This window comes from Niveispirillum lacus (assembly GCF_002251795.1).
Classification (GTDB): Bacteria; Pseudomonadota; Alphaproteobacteria; order Azospirillales; family Azospirillaceae; genus Niveispirillum; species Niveispirillum lacus.
Map to the genome: position 1 here is coordinate 80800 of NZ_NOXU01000025.1, position 22345 is coordinate 103144.

The following is a 22345-nucleotide window of genomic DNA, read 5'->3' on the forward strand; positions in this document are numbered from 1 at the left end:
CCCGCATACAGCGAAACTGCGCAAACTGTTGCACCCTTGCCGCCCCCGATGATAGGAATATAGTCTGTGCTTTTTCTCCCAACCGTCGGAGGCCCCTATGCCGAACCCTGCCTATCCCGAACCGCTCCCCACCGCCCCCGCCCTGGACCCGGCTTTTGAGGCGCTGACCAGTGCTGAACAGCGCCAGGCCTGGTGGCGCGGGTCGGATGATGAACAGGCGGTGCAGGCCGGCGATGATGTGGAATGGGCGACGGATGACCATTTCCCGTCCGGCCTGCACCGGTCGCGTCTGAAGGACGAGGATTGGGCGCGGGTCGCCTATTTCATTGCCAAGGGCGTGTCGGTGACAGAGGTGGCGCGGCATTTCGGCGTGTCGCGCACCACCATCTGGCGGGGGATGCAGCGCTCTGCGGGCCTGCGCCGCCGGGTCCTGTCGGAACGGCGGATGTTGCAGCGGGAAAGCGACCACCGGTTTGTGGCCCTGCGCGATGCGGTGGTTACCGGTCTGGCAGAGGCGATCAGCGCCGGCAATGTCCGTGTCCTGCTCTGGGCGGCCAAACGGCTGGATCTGGGGGGCTCCATCCTGCCGGCCACCGCCCCGTCACCCCACCCCATGCCCCCGGCCCCGGCTCCCCGCGCCACCGCCGATCATGGTGCCGGGGCACCGATGCCGCGCATCCGCCGCGCCCCGCCGGCCGTCCGGGCGATCCTGGCGGCCGCCGCTACCCAGGCCGACGCCAGCGTGAACCCCACCCCCGCACCGCCCCCCGTGGCCGCCTGCCCGCCCGCCCCAGAACCGGCACTGGCGTCAGCGGCACCCGCCACGCCCAGGGGCTCAGCCGGGCGCAAGGCCGCACCCGAACCCACGCCCCCACCAAAGCCCAAGACCAAGCCCAAGACCAGGGCAAAGACCCCGCCCGCCACGACACCGGCGCCCGTTCCCACCACAACGCCGGCTTCGGTCCCGCGCAAGCGGACGGCACGCGCCGTGCCCGCTGGCATGCCGATGCCCCCACGCCCTGCCGGTGCCGCCCGCCACCCTTGGCCACCGCTGCGCCGGCTGCTGGCCGGCCTGCGCCCGCCCTGTCCGCCCCTGGCCGAAGATCTGGATCGGCACGTCACGGACACGCTGCTGGAAAATTGCCGGTTTCAGGGCTTGGCGGCGCCGGTCTGTGACAATGACGGGCCGGTAAGCCCCTATCGCCCCTTGCGTCATTACCGCTGGCCCTGACCCGTGCGCGCTGCCGGCCCCGTGCAACAGGGGGTGTTTTTCTGTTGCATTGGGTTGCACCAGACCCCGCCGAACCCCACTGATGCATAGATCCGAAATCTACTATCCCGTGTATTTTTGGGTGACTTACTCCCCAAATCACCCTATCCTCCCCAACAGGGCGGGAAAAAACATGGGGGAGGGGTCAAGATGCGCGTGACACGGCGGGGATTGCTGGGTGGATTGCTGGCGGGTGGTACGGCCCTGGCCGGTCTGGGGGCGTTGCCCGGTGTGGCGGCGGCGGCGGACCGGGGGGCCCGACCGGCGCGCTATGTGCGCTATGATGTGGCCAGCCCCGACGGGCAGCGCATGCTGGAAGCCTATGCCAAGGCCATCACCCATATGCTGTCGCTGCCGGCCGACCATCCGCATAACTGGTTCCGCAATGCCTTTGTGCATTTTATGGATTGTCCGCATGGTAATTGGTGGTTCTATGTCTGGCACCGTGGCTATGTCGGCTTTGTCGAACAGACCGTGCGCCGGTATAGCGGCATGGATGATTTCGCCTTTCCCTATTGGGACTGGACGGAAAATCCGGCTTTGCCGCAGACCATGTTTAAGGGTCCCCTGACCCCCGTTGCCGATGCCTTTGCCCCCTTTACCAAGGATCTGCCCACCTTCACTGCCTTCATTCAGCCGGCGCTGAAGACCTATTGGTCCAAGCTGAACAAGGCACAGCAGGTGCAGCAGGGGCTGCGCGGTAACAAGAGCTTCGATGATCTGTGGAATGGGGTGACGGGTAATAACGGCACCGATCCGGGGGATCAGGCCTTTGCCATCACCCCACGCGCCCGCTACCCCACCCCCGATAACGCCGCGCTGCCGCCCTATCTGGCGGATCTGTGCAGCCCGACCGCCATCGCCGATGGCCTTGCCCCGCGATATTTTAATGCCGGCAACAAGCTGGACAGTTTCACCAGTTCCAAGACCGCGTCCCACAATGCCATGCCGGGCCAGCAGGGCATGTTTTTCTCTCTGTTGGAGGGCAACCCCCACAACAAAATCCATAATTACATCGGCGGCGCCTTCGATGGTCCCGACAGTTGGGGTGACGGTCCGTTCGGCAACATGACCAACAACCTGTCGCCCGTGGACCCGATCTTTTTCCTGCACCATTCCAACATGGATCGGCTCTGGTGGCTGTGGGAGGATAAGCAACGTCAGGCGGGCCTGCCGACCCTGCCCACCGACCCGACCGAACTGGCACAGTTCAAGTCAGACCCGTTCCTGTTCTTCTGGCGGGCCGATGGCACACCCGTGCTGGATGGCAAGGCCGGCGACTATATCGACCCTGCCCGCTTCGATTACCGCTACGAGGCACCGGTGGGTCAGCAACTGGTGGCCCAGGTTGCCGCCCTGGCAACGCCGGCGCTCCGCACCCGTGCTGCCCCCCGCCTGCTGGCCTCGGCGCCGGATGCCCAGGCTGTCGATGCGCTGGCCGCCTGGCCGCTGGGGGCGGGGGTCTCACAGCTTTACGCGCTGATCACCTTTGACCGGCCCGTCGCGGCCAACAGCCCGCGTGAATATGTGGTGCTGCTGAACGCGCCGGATGATGTAAAGACCGCCCCGCCGGGCAGCCCCTATTATGCCGGCTCCGTGGCCTTTTTCGGCGCGCCCATGCCGGGCATGACCCACCGCTCCACCTTCATCGTGCCGCTGCCGCCGTCCCTGGTGGCAAAGGCCGGGGGACGTCTGGACCTGCGCCTGGCCCCGCCCAGCCGCCGCCCCGACGCCCCCGCCCCCCTCATCCAGGCCCTGGAAATCCGGGGCTCGTAAGGGGGGTGAATACATCAAGGGTCATTCATCGTGACCCTTGATGTACGGCGCCGGGGGAAGATTACGTCTGCTCCTCATACTGTCCCAGCAGCCGACGAAGCCTTTCTGCTTCCGGCTTCAGGATACGATGATAGCGGAAGGTGAAGATGCCGCCCGACAGGCTGAACCCGATGCCGGCCAGCAAGGCAAAATCCCGCATATGGCTGCTACTCATCTTACCCACCTGGCCCAGTTGCGTCACGGCAAGACCCAGGGCCAGCAGGAAGATCGGCACCGCCACTGCCATCACCCGTATACGCCGCATCGCCCCTTCCGTCTGGGACAGCAGGGCGCGCAGACCTGCTGGCAGTGATGGGGCGGGCCCTTCCGGCATCCCGCCCTCACCGCGCCGCAGGATCGCGGCATAGACGGTCCAGGTGATGGCCAGCATCAGCAGGGCGGCCCATTCCCGCAGCAGATCGACATTGCCGCGCCAGACGATGCCGTACACCACCACCAGGCTCCACCCCGTCAGCACCACACCGATCAATCCCATGCGCAGCCTGAAATCGCGCTGCCGCCGCGCCACCGCCGCCAGGGCACTGTCGATAAGATAGAGACCCGCCGCCGCATCCGCGCGGTTGGCGGCACCGGTCCAGGCCCGTTCCAGCCTTTCCATATCCATGCTCATTTCCCTTCCTCTTCGGCTTCAATCTGGGATATAATTCCTGTCAAACGGGCTTTGGCGCGTGTCAGGCGGACACCGACATTATTTTCGCTCATGTCATGCATCTGCCCGATCTCGCGATAGGTCACCCCGTCCAGCGCCAGGATCAGGATGGACCGGTCCAGGGCCGGCAATTGCCGGATGGCGGCGTAAAGCTGGTCCAGCATCCGCACTTCCTGCGGATCGGCGGACAATGTGCTGCGCCGCATCGCCTCTGCCGCCGCCTCCCCATCGCGCAAGCGCCGGCCCCGCTGCCCCGCCTGCCAGGTCAGGGCGCGGTTATGGGCCACGCGGTAAAGAAAGGTGGCGGGCTGGCTGTCACCGCGAAAGGCGGGCAGGGCACGCCAGACGGCCAGCATCAGTTCCTGCAACGGGTCGGGCTGGTCTGCAGGCGCGGCAAAGCTGCGGGCAATGTGGTGCAGAAGAGGCAGGTGATCCTGCATCCATTGCCTGAACATCGCTTCCATGGCCCCGCTCATCATCCGCTCCCGTTCGATCCGATGGATTAGACAGGGGCCGGTGGCGAAACCTTACAGGACACCGAACAGATTCAGGCGGACCGTGCATTTTCCTGTGGCAACACGGCCGACAGGGTCGCGATCAGATGTTCCAGCTTGATCGGTTTGGCCAGGAAGGCCTGCATGCCGGCATCGCGGCATTGCTGGCGGATCTCGGGCGACAGGTTTGCGGTCAGCGCCACTATCGGAACCTGTTGCCCGCGCCCGCCCATGGCCCGCAACCGCCGCGCTGCTTCCAGACCGTCCATATCCGGCATTGACAGATCCATGATGATGGCATCGATATGCCGGTCCTGGACGATGGCGATGGCGTTGGTGCCATTGTCGGCCTGCACCACCTCGGCCCCGCGCTGCATCAGCAGTTCGGTGGCCACAAATCGGTTCACCTCATCATCCTCGACGATCAGGATGACCGGCGGACCATCAGCCCCCTGGGGCAACACTTCCAGAATTGGTGCATCCAGTCGTGGCCGATCCACGGGCAGCGGCACCAGTGGCAGGCACAAGGTGAACTGGCTGCCCTGGTCGGGATCGCTGTCAACAGTCAGGTTGCCGCCCAGCATCTCGGTCAGGGAGCGGGCGATCGACAGGCCCAGACCAGCCCCGCCGAACCGCCGCGTAATGGAATTGTCGGCCTGGCTGAATACGTCGAAAATCCGGTCCAGCTTGTCCGGGGCAATCCCAACACCGGTATCGACCACCTGGAACCGCACCCAATGCATGGGCGACGGGTTGGACAGGCCAGGCACCGCCCCTGGGGCATCTACCCGGTCCACCGACAGGGTGACCCTGCCCTGTTCAGTGAACTTGACGGCATTATCCAGTAAACACAGTAAAATCTGGCGTAACCGCTTGGCATCGGTCACAACCCCCGACGGCACCCCGTCGCCGGTACGCAAGGAAAGGGTCAGACCCTTACGTTCCGCACGGGGGCCGACTGTCGACATCAGGTCGCCCAGCAACAGGCCCAGATCGACCGGCCCCGTCTTCATCTCCAGTCGACGGGCCTCCAATCGCGCCATATCCAGTACATCATCAATCAGGGTCAACAGTGCCGTACTTGATCCCGCCATGACTTCCAGCAGGCGGATCTGCCCGGCATTCAAGTTATGGGTCTCCAGAATCTGGAGACAGCCCTGAATGGCGTTGATCGGCGTGCGGATCTCATGGCTGATGGTGGCCAGAAACTCAGATTTGGCGCGGTCAGCGGTCCGGGCCTGTGCTGCCGCCACCTCGGCAGCGGCGCGTTCGGCGGCCAGTCGGTCGATGATCCGCAGCAAGGCGGACGCCGACGCCCCCATGGTGATGGCGGCCACCACAAATGGCTGGGCGAAGGCAATGGCCTGATTGCCGATGGTCGCCGGACTGAACACATCCTCCGGCCGGGTCATCAGCATGTCGGCCAGATGGATAGAGTTGGCCAGCACAGCCAGCGTGACAGCGGACAGCAATACCCATTCCGGCAGGCGGCGCGGCTGCACCGATGCCAGCGACGCCAGAGCAACGATCAGGGTCACCTGGATGAACCCGGCATTCAAAAGCTGGCGCAACACCCCGTCGTTGCGGGTCAGAGCCACCGCCACCAGCAACAGCACCAGCACCCCACCGATGAGCCAGCGACGCCAGCGCAGCCTCTGGCCGGCATAAAGCGCGGCACCATGGGCAAATACGTAAAATACAAGGTTATAGAGCAGATCACCCAGAAGGCCCAAAGCCCCGCTGACCAGCGTGAAGGGCCCTTTCACGGCAAGGATCAGCGGGGAACTCAGCAGACACAGGATAAAGGCCGCCGCCCACCACAACGCATAGCTTTCCCGCCGACCATGCCACCAAATAACAGCTAGTAGCGCAGCACCGCCCATCAGCGGTGCTGCGTTGACCAGCAGCAAGGCGTATTCCAGGTTCATGGTCGGCAAAATGGCAAGGACAATCGTAAACAGAAGATTGCGCGCGGGGGCCATCTTGCAACAGGGTCGCTAATTAAGCAATCACCGCCACTCAATGGTTTCGTCAACAGCATCTATAGTCGGGAGTGCATAATATACCCAGCAGTTTCATGAACACATTAACATGGATTTTCATCAGATTTTCAGGATCGACTTGCATCAGAACCGGGGGCCTGATAGGCGCTTGGGCCAGGGGCCAGTGAGAAATCCAGCCTCTGGCGTATCCGGTCTTCTTACCCCACGCTTCTTTATGGCAAAACATGGATTGATATGATTCAAAAGCCTGCTCAATGGGCATAAACCATTGGGACAGATCAGAGGGCTGTGGCTTGGTACAGTCGGGAACTGCAAAATCCGGGGCGACAAAGATGATATCGATCATTCGCGGGCTGGTGTTGACGGTTGGATTGCTGCTGCTCGGCACGGCACCGGCTGCCGCCTTCCGCCTCATTCCCATCGAGATGGAGTTCGAGCCGGCAGGCCGGGGCGCCACCCAGATATTCCGGGTGGAAAATGACACACAACTTCCCATCGCCATCGAAGTCCACATTACCAGCCGGACGATGGGCCCGGACGGGGAGGATTTGCCATCCGAACGGTCCGATGAGTGGATCATCTTCCCTGAACAGATCGTGCTGGAGCCCAATCAAAGCCAGTCGGTCCGGGTACAATGGACAGGGACGGCCACACCCGACCGTGAACTGGCGTACCGGCTGATCGCCGAACAATTGGATGTCGATATCGGCCAGACGCCGACGGAGGGCGGCAAGGTGAAGCTGCTGGTGCAGTACAAGGCCTCTATCTATGTCACCCCACCGGGGGTGAAGCCGCAGATCAACGTGGTCAGCGCCGGCCCCCGCCAGTTGGTCGACGGCACGGTGATGGAGTTGCAGGTGCGCAATGATGGCACGGCCCACAAAATCTTAAAGGACCCGTCCCTGACAGTGTCGGCGGGCGGAAAGTCGGTCACCATCCCGGCCGATCGGCTGGGGGGGCTGGCGGGCGAGAATGTTCTGCCGGGCGTGACACGTGGTTTCCTGCTCCCCTGGCCAGGGGACCTGCCCAAGGGGCCGTTACAAGCCACATTGAACCTGCCCTGAGGTCCGGTCTCCCGTGCGCCGACCGCGTCCCCTGCTCAACAAACAACAGAGAAGGTTGGTGATCGCCTGGCCCTCGGCATTGGCGCTTGCCTTGGCCCCGGCGCGGCTGGCGGTGGGGGCGGGATCGGAAGCGGTGCAACCTGCGGCCGCCCCGGCACCGGCACCCAAGCTAACGGCGGACGAACTGTTCAAAAAGGCTTTCGGGCAGAAGAAACAGGCCGCCAGTCACAAGGCGGACATTCCTGTCTATTTTGACGGATTTGAAATCGGGCAGGTCCCTGCCCTGGTATCGTTGAACCCGGCCGAAACAGCGGTGGACCTGCGTAAGCTGGCCGATATCCTACGCCCTATCGCCCAGGATGAACCTTTGCAAGCCCTGCTGGCACAGGCAGGGCCTGACGGTTTGGGTATACCCTCGCGCATGATGCGGGCCGGCATCCAACTGGCTTATGATGGTTCAGACCAGTTGGTAAAAGTGACCGTGCCGGCAGCTTCGCGCAAACCGCGTGACCTCTCGGTGCTGGAACGGGGGGCGGCGGCCCGTGCCTACACCATCATTCCCCAGGCGGACCTGTCGGCACAGATGAACATGCGGGCCGCAATTGATTACCTGTCCGTACCCACGGGCCTCGGGGACGATGGTCTGGGTCCGCTCTCAGTGGCCCTTGAACCCGCCATCAACTGGAAGGGCTGGGTGGTGGAAGGAGAGGTCAATTACCGGGAAGATGCGGTCCGCACCCTGTCCCGCGGGCCAGTGCGTCTGGTCCATGACTTCACTGACCGGGGCATGCGCGCGCAATTGGGAGATCTCTCGGTACCGGTCACGGGCGCTCAGGTCGGACGGGCCATGGCAGGGGTGTCCGTCTCCAAGAATTTTTCAATCCGACCTTACGATCAGGTTCAACCTGGCGGTAACCGTGATTTTATCCTGGAAAATCCGTCAGTGGTGGAGGTGATTGTCAATGGCCGACCAACCCGGACCTTCCGGCTGGAACCCGGTCCCTATAATCTAAACAATTTCCCAGGTGCCTCCGGCACCAACGATGTGCAGATCCGCATCACCGACGCCTTCGGGCGGGAACAGACCATCGACTTTCCGTTCTTCTTTGACAGCCAGTTGCTGGCCAGCGGGGTGCAGGAATATGGGTACAGTCTGGGTGTGACGTCACAGGTGGTTGATGACCGCTATGTCTATGACGAAAAGGACCCGGTTCTCTCAGCCTATCACCGGGTTGGTGTCACCGACAATTTCACGCTGACACTGGGCACACAGATCGACAAAACCGAAACCAGCGTGACGGCAGAGGCGTTGGTGGCCACATCATTGGGAACCTTTAGCCTGGAACCTGCCGCCTATCTGCGTCGGACTGACTGGGGTCCGACTGAAACACCGGCGGACAAAAAACATGGATTCGGCGGAACCCTAAGGTACCGTTCCTATTCCAATGGAGCGTCGGTGCTGGACAGCCAGGCCATCACAGCGCAAATCTCTTACTTCGATCCCAGTTATCGCTCTTTCGGCTCTACCTTTTTGTCTAACACCAAGCTGGATGCGGCCCTGCGTGTTAGCCACCCGCTGTTCGCCGACATTACTGCTTCGCTGGGCGGCCGATACCGGCAGACACGCGGCAGCACAGAGGATAACAGCTACTCGGTTGACCTGGCGCTGCGCCGTCGCCTGTTCGACACCGGCAATATTGACCTGACCTTCAGCCATGGGCGCGATGGGTTCGGGGTAAAAGAAACCGGCCTGTACCTGACCACCCGTTTCATCTTCAGCGGCGGCCGGCAAAGTGCCGGACTGAATATCGATACAATCTCTCAGCAACAGCGCCTGGATTGGCGTTTCCAGTCACTCTACCCTGTCAATGCGCTATCGGGGGGCCTGGAACTTCTCAATGAAAAAGGAACGTCGGGTGACCGGGTGCAGGGCAACTTGTCCTACACTCATCAGCGGTTTGAAGCACAATTGCGCCAGGACACGGTAAGGCGAAGCCTGAACGATGCCAAAGGGGTGGAAAGCCGGACACAGCTCACGGCGGCAACGGCGTTGGCCTTTGCCGATGGGCATTTTGGCGTTACCCGACCCATCACCAATAGTTTTGCGATCGTGGTGCCGCATCCACGGTTGGCGGGCAAGGATATCGGCGTCGACCCGGTCGATGACCGTTATGTGGCCCAGACGGACTGGCTGGGCGTGCCCGTGGTTCCCAACATCTCGGCCTACCTCGTTCGCCCCATTCTGCTGGACGTACCAGACGCGCCCGCCAATTATGACCTGGGTGAAGATCGGCCGGCGGTGCAGCCGGGCTACAAATCCGGTACCATCATCACCATTGGCACTGATGCTGTGGCGTCGCTGACTGGCACATTGGTTACCCAAGATGGCAAACCTGCTGCCCTGATGTCTGGCATTCTCCGGCCTGTCGGTGTCAAGGAGGGCAAGGACCTGCCATTCTTTACCAACCGATCAGGCCTGTTCCGTATCGACAGTGTCCGGCCTGGCGACTGGCAGTTGATTGTGACCGGCGCGGAGAAAAAGCCCTTCCCCGTCACCGTACCCAAGGAAGCGGAAGGGGTGGTCAAACTCGACCCGATGCAACTGCCCTAACCGGTTTACGGTAACGGCAATCGTCACGGCCCCGATGACAGGAGTTTCTCAAGGTCCGGTCGCCGGTCAGCCCAGTCGGTGGCACATTGATAAGCATGACCCAGCGTCACCAGCACCGCTTCACGCCAGGGTGTCGACAATAGCTGCAGCGACAAAGGCAAACCGGCATCGTTGGCGCCACAAGGAACTGCCAGAGCCGGAAGGTTAAGCCAGTTGGCGATGCGAACAAACCGGCTGAACGGCAACCGCCCCTCATCTGCATCGGCCAGGGCGGGCGCGGCGATTGGCACTGTCGGGGTGGCAACGACATCGAAATCCTGAGCCCATGCATAGAACCGAGCCTGCTCCTGGGCCTGTATCCTGATCAGCCTGGAAATTTCTGCATCCGGGACGTCTTCGCCCCCGCGCAGCCTGTGCAGAACACCCGCATCCATTTCTGATCCGTGATGATGAACCCGGTGCTGCCATAGCCGCCAAGCACGCGCTGCCATCAGCAGGCCCGACGGCTCCACGCAAGCGGGCGGGTCGATAATCGGCGCTACCTCCATCAGTTTGGCGCCCAGCTGTTCCAACCGGGCCAGTGCCGCCAAGTAGGCGGCCCCGACGGCGCTATCCACCCCCGCCAGGAACCGGTCGGGCAGGATTGCGACAACCAGACCCTGTGGGCTGGCCATCAACGCGGCATCAGGATCAAACCGAGACTGTCGGGCCAGCTTTGGTCCGGGCTGTGCCGGTCCGGATGCGGGGTCCAGCATCGCCCCAAACATCCGCGCCACCCGTTCTACAGTCCTGGCCATGGGGCCAATCGTATCCAGTTCCGGACAGAGAGGCAGGCATCCCCCCACGGGTACCCGCCCGTGTGTCGGCTTGAGGCCGGCGAGATTATTCAAGGCCGAAGGGATACGGATGGAACCGCCGGTGTCGGTGCCCAAAGCAGCGTCGGCCAATCCCGCCGCGACCGCAACGGCAGATCCGCTAGATGATCCGCCGGGAACCCGGATTGTGGATGTGTCCCACGGGTTACGCGGGGTCGCCGTGGACCTGTTAATGCCCCAGGTCCCAAAAGCCAGTTCGACCGTGTGGGTCTTGCCCAGTGTGAGCATGCCGACCCCTGCCAGCGCAGCAACGGCGGCCGCAGTGGCCGGTGCATCGGCAATCACCGGGGTCCGGCATCCGCCAGCGGTGGGCAACCCCCGAAGGTCCAACAGGTCCTTAACCGCCAGGGTCAATCCGGCGAGCGGTCCCTGGTGAGTACCCTTTCTCAGCCGCCAGGCTTCTTCGCGCACCCATTCCTGCTCCACCAGCGCAAAGGCATGAAGCGAGCCATCGAACCGGGTGATCCGATCCAGGGCAGTCTCAGCGATATGAGAAAAATCAGGCATGGGAACAGGACTGGCTTCTGTCTCGGGATGACCCCATCATACCGATAGGGGCCAACCGATGCATGCTTTTGCTGAGGTGCTCCCCGTATTGCTTGGATTGCTGCTCTGGAAGCTGGCATTCTGTTTGCATCCACCGGTGGTGGTATCGTTGACGCCTGGAACAAACATGTCGATCCTTGTTCTGCTCTGCCGCATGACCACCGCCTTGACGCTGTGCCTGCCCTTGTCGGTGGCGGCTGCCGCAAAGGACAAGGACAGGTGCGACATTGACATCAGCAAGATCGACCGTATCGAACCTGTTGCCGAATATGACCCCTATGGCGGCAATGCCACCGGTTATCACGCGGTGGAACTTGAACATGAAGGTGGGCCGGCCTGTGCTCTGTTGGTCGGAATTGATGATGGCAATAACGGCAGTCGTGTCATGGAAAGCTCCAAGGACCGACTGGTCTATGACCTCTATAAAGACAGCCGCCTGGGCCAACGTGTGGACGATATCCGCGGCAATGAAAGCAATATGTTTGCTCTTGCCATGGACTCCAAGAACGACAATGCCTCTGTCCAGTTCTTCTCCAACATCCCCGGTGGGCAACTGGTGGCCAAGGGCACCTATTCCGATCGGGTAACGGTCAATGTTTATCAATTGCTGGAGGGCATCCCGGTAGGTCCCATCGCGTCGCGCACGGCACAGGTCCGCACCAAGGTCCGATCGGTGGTCAGCGCCAGCGTGATCGTCGATGGTGTTGAACGGCCTCTGAATGGCACGGTGGGTACCGTGGATCTGGGCGATCTGACACGCGGGGGTATCGGCCGGTTCGATCTGGATATCAGCGGCAATGGCGACTATTCGCTGTCCTTATCGTCACAAAATGGTGGGCAATTGGTGACGTCCGGCGGTGGCAGCATTGGGTACCAGCTTTATGTGTCCGGGCGAGCCGTCTCAATGGCACGTGGCGCCACCGTCGATTTGGGCGGCGCCGGGCGCTATGAGTTGCGGGTCGAAACCGCAGCGGCGGGGCAGGTCCTGGCCGGCACCTATAACGACAACTTGATCTTGACCATCACCGCTAACTGATCACACTCTGCCCCCGGACAAGACGGTCCTTGCCTCAACCCATCTCCCGGCATCACGGGCAGGGACCGTCAGGCACAACCCGTCACGGCGCGGTACAAACCGCCGTGGTTGCCCAGAATGGGCGGAAAGGACCGACCATGGGGCGGTTACTCGGTTCATCGGCAGGGTGTATCGCAGGCCTGCTTTTGCTGGCCTCCTCCACCGCGGCGCAAGGATCGGCCCAAGGAACCCTTACCCTGCGCGCAACTGTTACAACGACATGCGCTGTTACGCTTTCCACAGCGAATGCAACGCTGGACTTGAATGCCGGCGCCACCGCAATCCCCGTGGCAACAGTGGAAGAACGGTGCAACGCCGCCAATGGCTACACGGTTAGCCTGACCTCCAGAAATGGCGGGTCTTTGTCTTCCGGCACAGCCACCATCGCCTATACTTTGCAGTATGGTGACAGTAGCAGCAGCAACGGTACCCTCTCTGCTGCCCGTGACGTGACCGGCATGGGCCGCCAGACGGTGCTGTCAGTGTCCGTGCCACCCAGTACACAGCGACAAGCCGGTCAGTATGAAGATACAGTGACCATCGCCATCGCAGCCAAATGAAGGATGTACCGCCCGTGACAGTGCGCCCCCGCTTCCATCTGGCATTCCCTGTTCATGATCTCGCTGCTGCCCGTGCCTTTTACGGCGAAATGCTGGGCTGCCCGGAAGGGCGCAGTAGCCCGGAATGGGTGGATTTCGATCTGTTCGGGCATCAGATCGTGGCCCATCTGGCACCCGGCCAATGTGGGGATGACGATACCAATCCCGTGGACGGCCATGATGTGCCGGTGCGCCATTTCGGTCTGATCCTGGAGTGGGAAGCCTGGCACGCGCTGGCCGACCGTTTCCGCGCCGCGGATCAGCGTTTCATCATCGAACCTTGTATCCGCTTTCAGGGACAGGTGGGGGAGCAGGCGACGATGTTTCTGTTGGACCCATCGGGTAATGCCTTGGAGTTCAAAGCTTTCCGGGATGAAGCGATGATCTTCGCACGCTGATCCCTGCCCCTGACCTAAGGCCTATGTCGCAGGCAAAAGCCGATTTCCTTCCTGCGCACTTGCGATAGCCGCCATAGAGGATAATCTATGCGTTGGTGGGGAGTGGTGTGCAGGCCCCGCAAGCCAAGAGGCAAGCATGATGGCGGGTGATGACGGTCGGGGCTTTGGTTCGATGATCAAGCTCGCCCGTATGGGCGACGCACCCATCGAGCATGGTTCGGCGGAGCGGGCAGAGGCGCCTGTCACTGAGGTTTTGCTTTATGCAGACATCGCCCGTGTCATTGACCATATGCAACGCCGTTTGCACGATGTTGTACGGGTGGAACTGGGCCGCATCGGTGTCGATGATATCAGCCCGATGCAGGTGCTGATGCTGCTGAATATTGGCCACGATGAACTCACGGTCCGCGACCTAATGGAACGCGGTTATTATCTGGGCTCGAACGCCAGTTATAATCTGAAACATCTGGTCGAACAGGGCTATGTCGACCGGGGCGCCTCCGCCCGCGACCGCCGCGCCGCGCGACTGCGCCTGTCGGAAAAGGGGGAATGGCTGTGCGCAGAGATCGGCAAGCTGGAAGGCCGGCAGTCCGCCCAACTGCTGCGCAGCCCTGCCGATGCCCAGGATCTGGAGACCACATATCGCATGCTGCGTCGCCTTGAACGTATATGGGGCGATATTGTGCGTTATGACAGCCGTGGTCAGGACTGATCCATGATGATGCCCCCGACCAGCGGGGATGCCGAAGCCCCCTTACGCCCCATCCTGCGCTCCCGGCTGAACAGCAGCGACGTTGATCGCCTGCTGCACCAGCCCGGTGCAGCGCCACGGATTGACACCATGTCCAAGCTGGTCCTGGAGATGGAAGAAGGCGACCTCACTGACGCTGAAAAGCGTCTGGCGCTGGAAATCTTACGCGCTTTCGCTTCCGATGCGGAAGCAGAGGTACGGGCGGCTGTCGCCTGGCAGATCCATAACAGCCCGATCCTGACCGGTGATGTTGCGGAAAAACTGGCCCGCGACGTGGCGCAGGTGGCGGTGCCCATCCTGAAATACGTGGATAGTCTGCCAGAAGAGTTGCTGCTGGAAATCGTCGCGGAACGCGATCCACAGAAACAATTGGCGATTGCCGGCCGCCGGACAGTGTCGGCGGCAGTGTCAGCGGCCCTGGTGGAAACCGGCAATGTCGTCACCGTGGTGCATCTGCTGCGCAACCGGGGGGCGGCCGTGCGGGTGGCAACCCTGACCCGTGCCGCCGAGCGGTTCGGACAGTTTCGCATCGTTGCCGACAGCATCGCCGCCCGGCCGGAAGTGACGGTTGCCATCGTCGAACGTATGATTGCCCTGGTATCGGAGGATGTGCGTCTGCAACTGATCCGGGACCACAATATCGAGCCAACTCTGGCTAAACGACTGGCGGAGGGTGGGCGTGAAGCAGCGACCCTGCGCGTGTTACAACCGCTGCTTCTGTCGCGTGACGATGCGGAAATGGTGGCTAAGCACCTTTACCGCCAGGGACGACTGACACCGCAGGTCCTGTTCCGGGCCTTGTGCGCGGGTGATCTCGAACTTTTTGTCGCCGGCATGGCGGCGCGGGCCAACATCACTCCACAGGCGGCCGGCATCCTGGCCTGGGATGATGGTATCCTGGGGCTGCATTGCCTGATGGAAGCTGCCAATATTCCTGGCACCTTGACGGCACCCTTCCGCACCGCCCAGCAGGTAGCTCTGGAAACGGACTATGCCAGCGGGGAATGCACGCGGGAGCGCTACCAGCAGGTGGTGCTGGAGACCCTGTTCGACCGCTTCGCTGATACGGCGGAACGGGAGGTGGATGAGTTGCTGATGCAGATCTCCGATCAGCCCGGTATCGATATCGGCGCTGCCCTGAACCCCATGCGGGCCTGAGCCATGAAACTCACCTGCTTTGCCCTGCATGGTGAGCCACCCTTGTTGCGCCCCGCCCCGGCCACGCGCGACTGGATGGATGCAACACCTCAGGCCTATGCCTATCGTTGCCTGCCGCTGAACATCGCCAACGCTCATGGCTGGGAGGTGCTGTGCCGATCGGGTTTCACCGCCCATTGGGATGGGGGCACCTCCAAGGATGCCATCACCATCACCCCGGACCCCGGCACTGTTGCCCCGGCCATCAGCCATTTCGGGTCCGGTGTTCTGACTTTCCATATCGAGGCGGTGTTCCGGACCGAACCGGGATGGAGCCTTTATGCCCAGGGCCCGGTGAACTCCCCCAAAGATGGCATCGCCGCGTTAACCGGCATTATCGAGACCGATTGGGCACCCTACAGCTTCACCATGAACTGGAAATTCACCGCCCCCGGTCGTGTGACCCGGTTTATCGCGGGGGAACCTTTCTGCACACTTTTCCCGGTACAACGGCGCCTGCTGGAAAGCGTGGAACCAGAAATCCGCGCCATCCAGGATGAGCCGGAACTGGAACAACGATTCCAGGAATGGTCGGCAGGGCGCATGCGCTTCAACGCCGAGCTGGCCCAATCCGGATCCGCTGCCCAATCAGAAAAATGGCAGAAAAGCTACTATCTGGGCCTGAACCCCGACGGCAGCACCGCCGACCCTGATCATCTGATCAAGCTGCGCCCGCCGGGATTTGTTGACCGGCGCTGATGGCGCTCACACACCGGCGAACAAACCCGCGATTGTTGTGACCGCCCGCTCCGCCTCCGCCCGGTCAGGCACGGCGTCTTCAATGCCATAGCCATAATAGTCGTTGGCGCCCGTCACCTGAAAAACCCAGCCATCACGGCGTGGGACAAAGGAGGTCTGGTTGAAATAGAGACCGTAATGGACATCCCCGTCGGGGATCATGCGGGCCAACTGTCCGCGCACCGGCACCAGACTATCATCGCCGAACAGGGCCTTGGCCCCGTAACCGGTGCAATTGACCATGGTTTTCTGGGGCAGAACCGACAGATCGGTGACATTGTAGAATTCCCTCACCTCAATCTTGCCCCCCAGCGATAGATAACTGGAGAGAAGATAGTCGGAATAGGCCGCGATATTGAACATCAGACCCGAGGTTGTCAGCACCTCCCGATCGCCGAACGGGTGGTTGCCGGCCGGGTAAGTGATGCGCGGCGCGCGCAGGTCGGGCGTCATCTCCCGCGTCAGCCCATGGGCGAAAGCCGGGCGTTCATCGGGCACCGGTGGGGCGTTGGAGAAGAGGTTATGGGTATCAATCCATTCGATGGGTGTGCCCGGCAGGCCCAGAAGGGTCTGATACCGGTCATAACTGACCCGTGCCATTCGGGCCCATTGTGCCTTCATGTCCGCGGTGGCGTGCTGCTGCAGGGCCAACCGGCTTTCCGGTGACCAAACGCCTGTGGCCAATGATGAACGTGTGGCCGGCGGCAGATCGCGAGCGTAAATCGTTACGCGGGCACCAGCGCGCTGCAATTGCAGGGCTGTGGTCAGGCCGATGGCGCCGCAACCAATGACGGCAATGTCCTTCGCCCCGGTTGCCATCGCCAGATCAGTGGCCATACTGGCCGATCCCCAGGAGAGCGACCAGCCCGCGCCACCATGGCCATAGTGATGAACGAGTGCCTTGTCACCGAACGAGACTCGCTCAATACGAGGCCCTTGCGGCCGGAACGGGCGGGTACAGACTGTGATCTGGGTGATCCGGTCCAGCGAGGCCCGCAACGGTGCCAGGGTCAGCATAGGCCTCTTAACGACCGTTGCCACCTTACCCGGACCGGCGGCGCAGCCCGACAACAACGCCATGGATAGGGCCGCACCACCCCCGGTCAGCAGAGAACGACGGGCAAGGGAGGGACGGGTCATGGGTGGCCTGCTGGTCTTCACATGGATGTTGGCTTGGAAAGTACGCCATGAATATGCTGATCACCAAGCCGCAGGCCGGCTGTCGGGCCGGATATTTCCAAGGGCTTGTGGCTAGTTTTCCTAATGCCTGCCCTGACTACGTATTCACTCCGGGCACCCGTTGACGATGCAAGACACCCCCCGCATGGTCGCCATCAACAAAGCATAAATCTTGTGGGGGAACGGGACCATGCAGAAGCCCAGGCTGAGCCTGATCCAGATCTGGAACATGTCCATCGGCTTTCTGGGTATCCAGGTGGCGTTCGGTCTGCAGAATGCCAATGCCAGCCGCATTTTCCAGACGCTGGGCGCGGATATCAATGAGTTGGCAATCCTGTGGGTCGCGGCCCCGCTGACCGGCCTGCTGGTGCAGCCCATTGTCGGGCATATGTCGGACAAGACCTGGGGGCGGCTGGGGCGCCGTCGGCCCTATTTCCTGGTTGGCGCGGTGCTGGTCACCTTGTCACTGCTGATCATGCCGTCATCGCCAACCTTATGGTTCGCCGCATCAATGCTGTGGATCCTGGATGCCAGCATCAATATCACCATGGAACCGTTCCGCGCCTTTGTCGGCGACCTGCTGCCCGATGAGCAGCGGATGACCGGGTTTGCGGCGCAAAGCTTTTTCATCGGGGTGGGCGCCGTCGGTGCGTCGGCCCTGCCATGGATGCTGACCCACTGGTTCGGCATGGATAATACGGCAGCCCCCGGCATGGTGCCCCTGACGGTGCATATCGCCTTTTATGTTGGTGCTGCCGCTATCTTCGTCGCCGTGATGTGGACCGTGCTGACCACGCGGGAATACTCCCCTGAACAGGTGGCGGCGTTCGAAGCCGCACGGTTGGCGCAGCGCGGGGTGGACGCTGCCACGCGCGCCGAGCGTCCAGCCGGTGATTTCCGCCGCTGGGGCCTGATGTCGGTCCTGATCGGCGCCCTTATCACGGCGGGTGTGGGCGCGCTGGACCTGGAGAAGGAAGTTTACATCATGGGGGCGGGCCTGATCGCCTTTGGCCTGTGCCTGATGGTCCATGCCAGCCTGAAAGGATCGGGCAGGGCGGAGAACGGGTTCAGTGAGGTGATGGAGGACCTGTTCGCCATGCCACCGGTGATGCGCCGGCTGGCCGTGGTGCAGTTTTTCAGTTGGTTCGCCCTGTTCGCCATGTGGATTTACACCACCTCGGCAGTCACCGCCTTTCACTATGGCACCAGCGATACGGTCTCCCAGGCCTATAATGACGGGGCCGACTGGGTCGGGCTGCTGTTTGCCGTCTACAATGGCGTGGCCGCCATTGCCGCCTTCCTGCTGCCTTTCATGGCGCGGGGGATCGGGCGGCGCGGGGCCCACATGGTCAGCTTGTGCCTGGGTGGGGCCGGCCTGATTAGCTTCATGTTCATCAATGATCCGGCCCTTCTTTGGCTGCCCATGATCGGCGTGGGCTTTGCCTGGTCGTCGATCCTCTCCTCGCCCTATTCCATCCTGTCGGCGGCGGTGCCGGCGGCGAAGATGGGCGTCTATATGGGTATCTTCAATATCTTCATCGTGGTGCCACAGGTCCTGGCCGCCAGCATCCTGGGGGCAGTGCTGCGTGCCGGGTTCGGCGGGGAAGCCATCTGGGCGCTGGTGTTGGGCGGGGCCTCGATGATCCTGGCGGCCCTGTCCATGCTGGCGGTACAGGACGAGGGCTGAAGCAACCCCTTGCCTTCATTGCCGAAGCCGGTCAACCATGCAGCAACGCAGAATAAATCCGGGTGAGGCAAATCCATGTCCATGCATTCTATCTGGCGCCGCCGGCTGGCGGGGGCCGTGGCGTCAATTGCCCTGTTGACGGGGGCGGCCGGGGCCGAAACGGTCCTGATCCATGCCGGCACCCTGCTGGCCGTTCCGGGGCAGAAGCCGCTGAGCCAACAGACCCTGGTCGTCACTGACGGTAAGGTCAGCGCGGTCAAGGGCGGGTATCTGGATGCAGCCGCCGCTGGCGCACCAGCCGATGCCCGCACCATTGACCTGAAGAATGCCTTTGTTCTGCCTGGCCTGATTGATTGCCATGTGCATATCACGGGGGAGTTGGGGCCACGCTCGCAACTGGCCGAGGTCGAGGATGATCCGGAGGAGACGGTGCTGGACGGTGTCGTCTATGCCAACCGGACCCTGATGGCGGGCTTCACCACTGTGCGTGATCTGGGCTCGCCGGCCCGCACCGCCTTTGCCCTGCGCGATGCCATCAACAAGGGTGAGGTGGAGGGGCCGACCATCCTGGCCGCCGGCATGATGGTGTCCATCACCGCCGGCCATGGCGATGTCAATGGCTTCAGCGAGGGAGTGACCCACGCCCTGCGCCCTGAAAGTGTGTGCAATGGTGCCGATGATTGCCGCCGCGCCGTGCGCGAGCAGATCCGAAAGGGGGCCGATGTCATCAAGCTGGCCACCACGGGCGGTGTCCTGTCCAACATCGCCGCTGGCACCGGCCAGCAGATGTTCGAGGACGAGGCCAAGGCCATCGTTGAGACCGCCCATATGATGGGCAAGAAGGTGGCCAGTCACGCCCACGCAGCGGGTGGGATCAATCTGGCGCTGCGCAGTGGGGTGGACAGCATCGAACATGGGTCATACCTGGACCCGGAGAGCGTCAAGCTGTTCAGGGAGACGGGGGCCTATCTGGTGCCAACCCTGCTGGCCGGGCATACGGTGGTCAATATGGCCAAGAACAGCACCACCCTGACCCCCGCCCAGGCGACCAAGGCCCTGGCCGTGGGTGAGCGCATGAAGATGGCCTTCGGCAATGCCGTGAAAAACGGCGTCAAGGTCGCCTTCGGCACCGATAGCGGCGTGTCAGCCCATGGTACCAACGCTTACGAATTCAAGCTGATGGTCGAGGCCGGCATGACCGCAGCCGACGCCATCAAGGCCGCGACGATCAACGCCGCCGATCTTCTGGACCGTGGCAACCGCATCGGGACCCTGGAAGCTGGCAAGGATGCTGACATCATCGCGGTGGCCAAAAGCCCCATTGAGGATGTGACGGAACTGAGCCGCGTCCAGTTCGTGATGCGCCAGGGCACGGTGCATAAGCTGAACGGGGCGGCTGTGCCGTTCGTGCCGAAGACGTAAGACCGGAGGGCGTAGCGGGGATCGGTTCTACTGGACCGTCGGGGGTGAGTTGCCCTATTTTAGAAGTATAAACCCCCGACCCTGCAACCTTGCGCATGAGGCCGGCATGGCGCTCTATCAGGATGATCTGGGCAATCTCTATTGGTCCGACGCGGTTGGGGCGGTGATTCCGGCGCCAACCGACGCGGAACGGGTGCCACCGTGGGATAAGCCGTTTCATATTCATGGGCACCGGCTGGACAGCCTGCTCTGGTCGGGGCGGTTGGTCGGATGCATTTCCCTGCTGGCGGCGTTGGTGGCGCTGGTGCTGCTGATCAAGGGCGGGCGGGAGGAGGCCGGCCTGTTCCCGGCGCTGTCCGTCATGATCGTGCTGATTGGTCAGATGGTCATCGTGCGGCGCACCGGCACGCGGGTAGTGCCATCGACCGCCCTGCGCCTGCTGCGACCGCAGCCCTGGGGGGCGCTGTTGCTTGAACTGGCCGGCAAACTGTCCCTCGCTATCATGTTCTCGTCCATGACCGTGGAGTTTCTGAGCGCCGATGAGGTCGGTTTCTGGCGTCAGGCTGGGGCCGTGCTGATGGGATGTGGCACGCTGGTCTTTCTGGCGCAGGCGGGGTTGTTTTTGATGTCTTTGCTGCGCACACGCGTCCAGGCGACCTGACCCACAATGCCACTTTATCACGACAATCACGGCCAGCTTTACTGGCATGAGCGCGTCACGCCGCGACTGGAACCACCGGTTCTGTCGGCGGAGCGGGTGGCGCAGGGGATCAAGCCGCGCATTGCCCGGATACGCAGCGACCGGCGGGGTTGGCTGCGGGGCGGCTGTGTCGCCGCCATGGCGGGTGGGCTGGGCCTGACCGTAGTCGCGCTGCTGCTGGCGCAGCGGGACTGGCCTTTGGCGCTGGGCGTGTCGGTCGCGGGGTTCTTGTGGTGTGCGGCGCTGCGGCTGTTCTTCGTGACGGAGGTCTGCGCGCGCAGCGTGCCGTTCGACGGCGCGGTATGGCTGGCCCCGGAACAACCCTGGCCGCCACGCCTGCTGCGCCTATGCCTGATCCTGTCCTTCGCGGGGCCGCTTTATGTGCTGACCTGGGTCAAGGGGCTGGATGTCATGGATGGGGACGGGCCATCCATTTTCCTGGCGTTGGTCTGGGCATGGATGGTCTGGGGTCGGGTGAAGGCATTCCGGCGGGAGCGGCAGGCTCTTTCGGCCTTGCTGTCAGCGTCGGGATAAGCCGGTTGGCCGCGTGGGCCCCCAATCAACGGCGGGTCAACATGCCCATGACCAGATCCACCACCTTCTGGACATGGCGTTCTGTTTCAGCCGCCTCGGGGATGGGCCGCATGCCGGTAACGGTGCGATAGAACAGGTCACTTTGCATCATCCCGCAGAAGGCCTGAACCACGGACGGTACGTCAGGGCAATGCACGATTCCCCGGTCATGCAGATCGCTGAGATACCGCACCATTGCTGTCTGCAACGGATCGGGACCGCAGCGAAAATAGATCTCCGGCAAACGGGGGAATTTGATCCCCTCCCCCATAACCATGCGCCACAGACCCTGGGCCTCCGGGTCCATCAATACCCCCATCAGGCCGCGCGCGATGCGGACAAGGGTTTCACGGGGGTCCTGGCCCGGCTGGTGCGGGGTGGTGAGCGGTTCCATGATTTGCGCGCAGCGCTGGGTCACCATGGCCTCAAACAGGCCCTCCTTGCTGCCGAAAAGTTGATACAATGTCGACAAGGAGCCGCCTGAGCGCCGCACGATGGCGGACAGGCTGGCCCGCTCGAAACCATGTTCAAAAAAGATGGCAGCAGCGGCATCAATCATCGCTTGCCGCCGCGCCGCCATACGCGGCGTGTGGTCGGCAGAGTCGGTATCGGTTTGCGTGTTCATGGTCGTATCATCGCATCCCCGTCACACATCCCGCAACGGGGCGTGATGGCCGT

General features: G+C 62.5%; 20 protein-coding genes. 14 read left to right on the forward strand and 6 right to left on the reverse strand.

Translation table 11 applies throughout. The features are described 5' to 3' along the window. Positions 1 to 97 precede the first annotated feature (97 nt). Both CHU95_RS07445 and CHU95_RS07450 read left to right on the forward strand, forming a co-directional pair. Positions 98 to 1231 carry a helix-turn-helix domain-containing protein gene (locus CHU95_RS07445; RefSeq protein ID WP_094455293.1) on the forward strand — a complete coding sequence of 378 codons (1134 nt, stop codon included), beginning with the start codon at positions 98 to 100 and terminating at the stop codon, positions 1229 to 1231. A gap of 189 nt (positions 1232 to 1420) precedes the next feature. After that, on the forward strand, positions 1421 to 3046 hold the full coding sequence (locus CHU95_RS07450; protein WP_094455295.1) for a tyrosinase family protein: 1626 nt from the start codon (positions 1421 to 1423) through the stop codon (positions 3044 to 3046). A 61-nt stretch (positions 3047 to 3107) separates the two neighbouring features. Here CHU95_RS07450 and CHU95_RS07455 read toward each other — a convergent pair whose 3' ends face one another. The 3 genes from CHU95_RS07455 to CHU95_RS07465 all read right to left on the reverse strand — a co-directional run bounded on the left by CHU95_RS07455 (position 3108) and on the right by CHU95_RS07465 (position 6231). Further along, positions 3108 to 3716, reverse strand: a complete 609-nt coding sequence (locus CHU95_RS07455; RefSeq protein ID WP_133065470.1) for a hypothetical protein — start codon at positions 3714 to 3716, stop codon at positions 3108 to 3110. Next, a complete protein-coding gene (locus CHU95_RS07460) occupies positions 3713 to 4219 on the reverse strand; it encodes an RNA polymerase sigma factor (protein WP_207762412.1) in 507 nt (168 codons plus the stop codon). The genes CHU95_RS07455 and CHU95_RS07460 overlap by 4 nt, the downstream gene beginning before the upstream one ends. Positions 4220 to 4302: 83 nt before the next feature. Continuing rightward, positions 4303 to 6231, reverse strand: coding sequence for a response regulator (locus CHU95_RS07465; RefSeq protein ID WP_094455299.1), 1929 nt, complete (start codon positions 6229 to 6231; stop codon positions 4303 to 4305). Positions 6232 to 6584: 353 nt separating this feature from the next. Here CHU95_RS07465 and CHU95_RS07470 point away from each other — a divergent pair, with 353 nt between their 5' ends. Further along, on the forward strand, positions 6585 to 7316 hold the full coding sequence (locus CHU95_RS07470; RefSeq protein ID WP_165772075.1) for a fimbrial biogenesis chaperone: 732 nt from the start codon (positions 6585 to 6587) through the stop codon (positions 7314 to 7316). Between the two features lie 58 nt (positions 7317 to 7374). Next, positions 7375 to 9927, forward strand: a complete 2553-nt coding sequence (locus CHU95_RS07475) for a fimbria/pilus outer membrane usher protein (protein WP_094455303.1) — start codon at positions 7375 to 7377, stop codon at positions 9925 to 9927. Between the two features lie 23 nt (positions 9928 to 9950). Here the strand turns inward: CHU95_RS07475 and CHU95_RS07480 are convergent, their stop codons facing one another. Next, positions 9951 to 11309 (reverse strand): amidase, encoded by a 1359-nt coding sequence (locus CHU95_RS07480; RefSeq protein ID WP_094455305.1) that lies wholly within the window; start codon positions 11307 to 11309, stop codon positions 9951 to 9953. 166 nt (positions 11310 to 11475) lie between these two features. On the opposite strand from CHU95_RS07480, the gene CHU95_RS07485 reads away from it, so the two are divergent. The 6 genes from CHU95_RS07485 to CHU95_RS07510 all read left to right on the forward strand — a co-directional run bounded on the left by CHU95_RS07485 (position 11476) and on the right by CHU95_RS07510 (position 16067). Then, on the forward strand, positions 11476 to 12384 hold the full coding sequence (locus tag CHU95_RS07485) for a spore coat protein U domain-containing protein (RefSeq protein WP_165772076.1): 909 nt from the start codon (positions 11476 to 11478) through the stop codon (positions 12382 to 12384). Positions 12385 to 12521: 137 nt separating this feature from the next. Continuing rightward, entirely contained in the window at positions 12522 to 12983 is a 462-nt protein-coding gene (locus CHU95_RS22390) for a hypothetical protein (protein ID WP_165772077.1), read from the forward strand. Between the two features lie 14 nt (positions 12984 to 12997). After that, complete coding sequence (locus CHU95_RS07495; protein ID WP_425435955.1) at positions 12998 to 13420, forward strand: VOC family protein; 423 nt, start codon at positions 12998 to 13000, stop codon at positions 13418 to 13420. Positions 13421 to 13556: 136 nt separating this feature from the next. Beyond that, complete coding sequence (locus tag CHU95_RS07500; protein ID WP_245837938.1) at positions 13557 to 14132, forward strand: MarR family transcriptional regulator; 576 nt, start codon at positions 13557 to 13559, stop codon at positions 14130 to 14132. A 3-nt stretch (positions 14133 to 14135) separates the two neighbouring features. Continuing rightward, complete coding sequence (locus CHU95_RS07505; protein WP_245837940.1) at positions 14136 to 15329, forward strand: DUF2336 domain-containing protein; 1194 nt, start codon at positions 14136 to 14138, stop codon at positions 15327 to 15329. A gap of 3 nt (positions 15330 to 15332) precedes the next feature. Next, positions 15333 to 16067, forward strand: a complete 735-nt coding sequence (locus CHU95_RS07510; RefSeq protein ID WP_094455313.1) for a DUF6065 family protein — start codon at positions 15333 to 15335, stop codon at positions 16065 to 16067. 6 nt (positions 16068 to 16073) lie between these two features. Here the strand turns inward: CHU95_RS07510 and CHU95_RS07515 are convergent, their stop codons facing one another. After that, on the reverse strand, positions 16074 to 17246 hold the full coding sequence (locus tag CHU95_RS07515) for an FAD-dependent oxidoreductase (RefSeq protein ID WP_245837942.1): 1173 nt from the start codon (positions 17244 to 17246) through the stop codon (positions 16074 to 16076). Positions 17247 to 17475: 229 nt separating this feature from the next. Between CHU95_RS07515 and CHU95_RS07520 the strand changes: the two genes are divergently transcribed. The 4 genes from CHU95_RS07520 (at position 17476) to CHU95_RS07535 (ending at position 21628) form a co-directional block, all read left to right on the forward strand. Then, positions 17476 to 18972, forward strand: a complete 1497-nt coding sequence (locus tag CHU95_RS07520; protein WP_094455315.1) for an MFS transporter — start codon at positions 17476 to 17478, stop codon at positions 18970 to 18972. Between the two features lie 75 nt (positions 18973 to 19047). After that, positions 19048 to 20394 carry a metal-dependent hydrolase family protein gene (locus CHU95_RS07525; protein ID WP_207762413.1) on the forward strand — a complete coding sequence of 449 codons (1347 nt, stop codon included), beginning with the start codon at positions 19048 to 19050 and terminating at the stop codon, positions 20392 to 20394. A 106-nt stretch (positions 20395 to 20500) separates the two neighbouring features. After that, on the forward strand, positions 20501 to 21055 hold the full coding sequence (locus CHU95_RS07530; RefSeq protein ID WP_094455317.1) for a hypothetical protein: 555 nt from the start codon (positions 20501 to 20503) through the stop codon (positions 21053 to 21055). 6 nt (positions 21056 to 21061) lie between these two features. Beyond that, positions 21062 to 21628, forward strand: a complete 567-nt coding sequence (locus CHU95_RS07535; protein ID WP_094455319.1) for a hypothetical protein — start codon at positions 21062 to 21064, stop codon at positions 21626 to 21628. Positions 21629 to 21653: 25 nt separating this feature from the next. Here the strand turns inward: CHU95_RS07535 and CHU95_RS07540 are convergent, their stop codons facing one another. Further along, positions 21654 to 22292, reverse strand: a complete 639-nt coding sequence (locus CHU95_RS07540) for a TetR/AcrR family transcriptional regulator (RefSeq protein WP_094455321.1) — start codon at positions 22290 to 22292, stop codon at positions 21654 to 21656. Between the last annotated feature and the right edge of the window lie 53 nt (positions 22293 to 22345).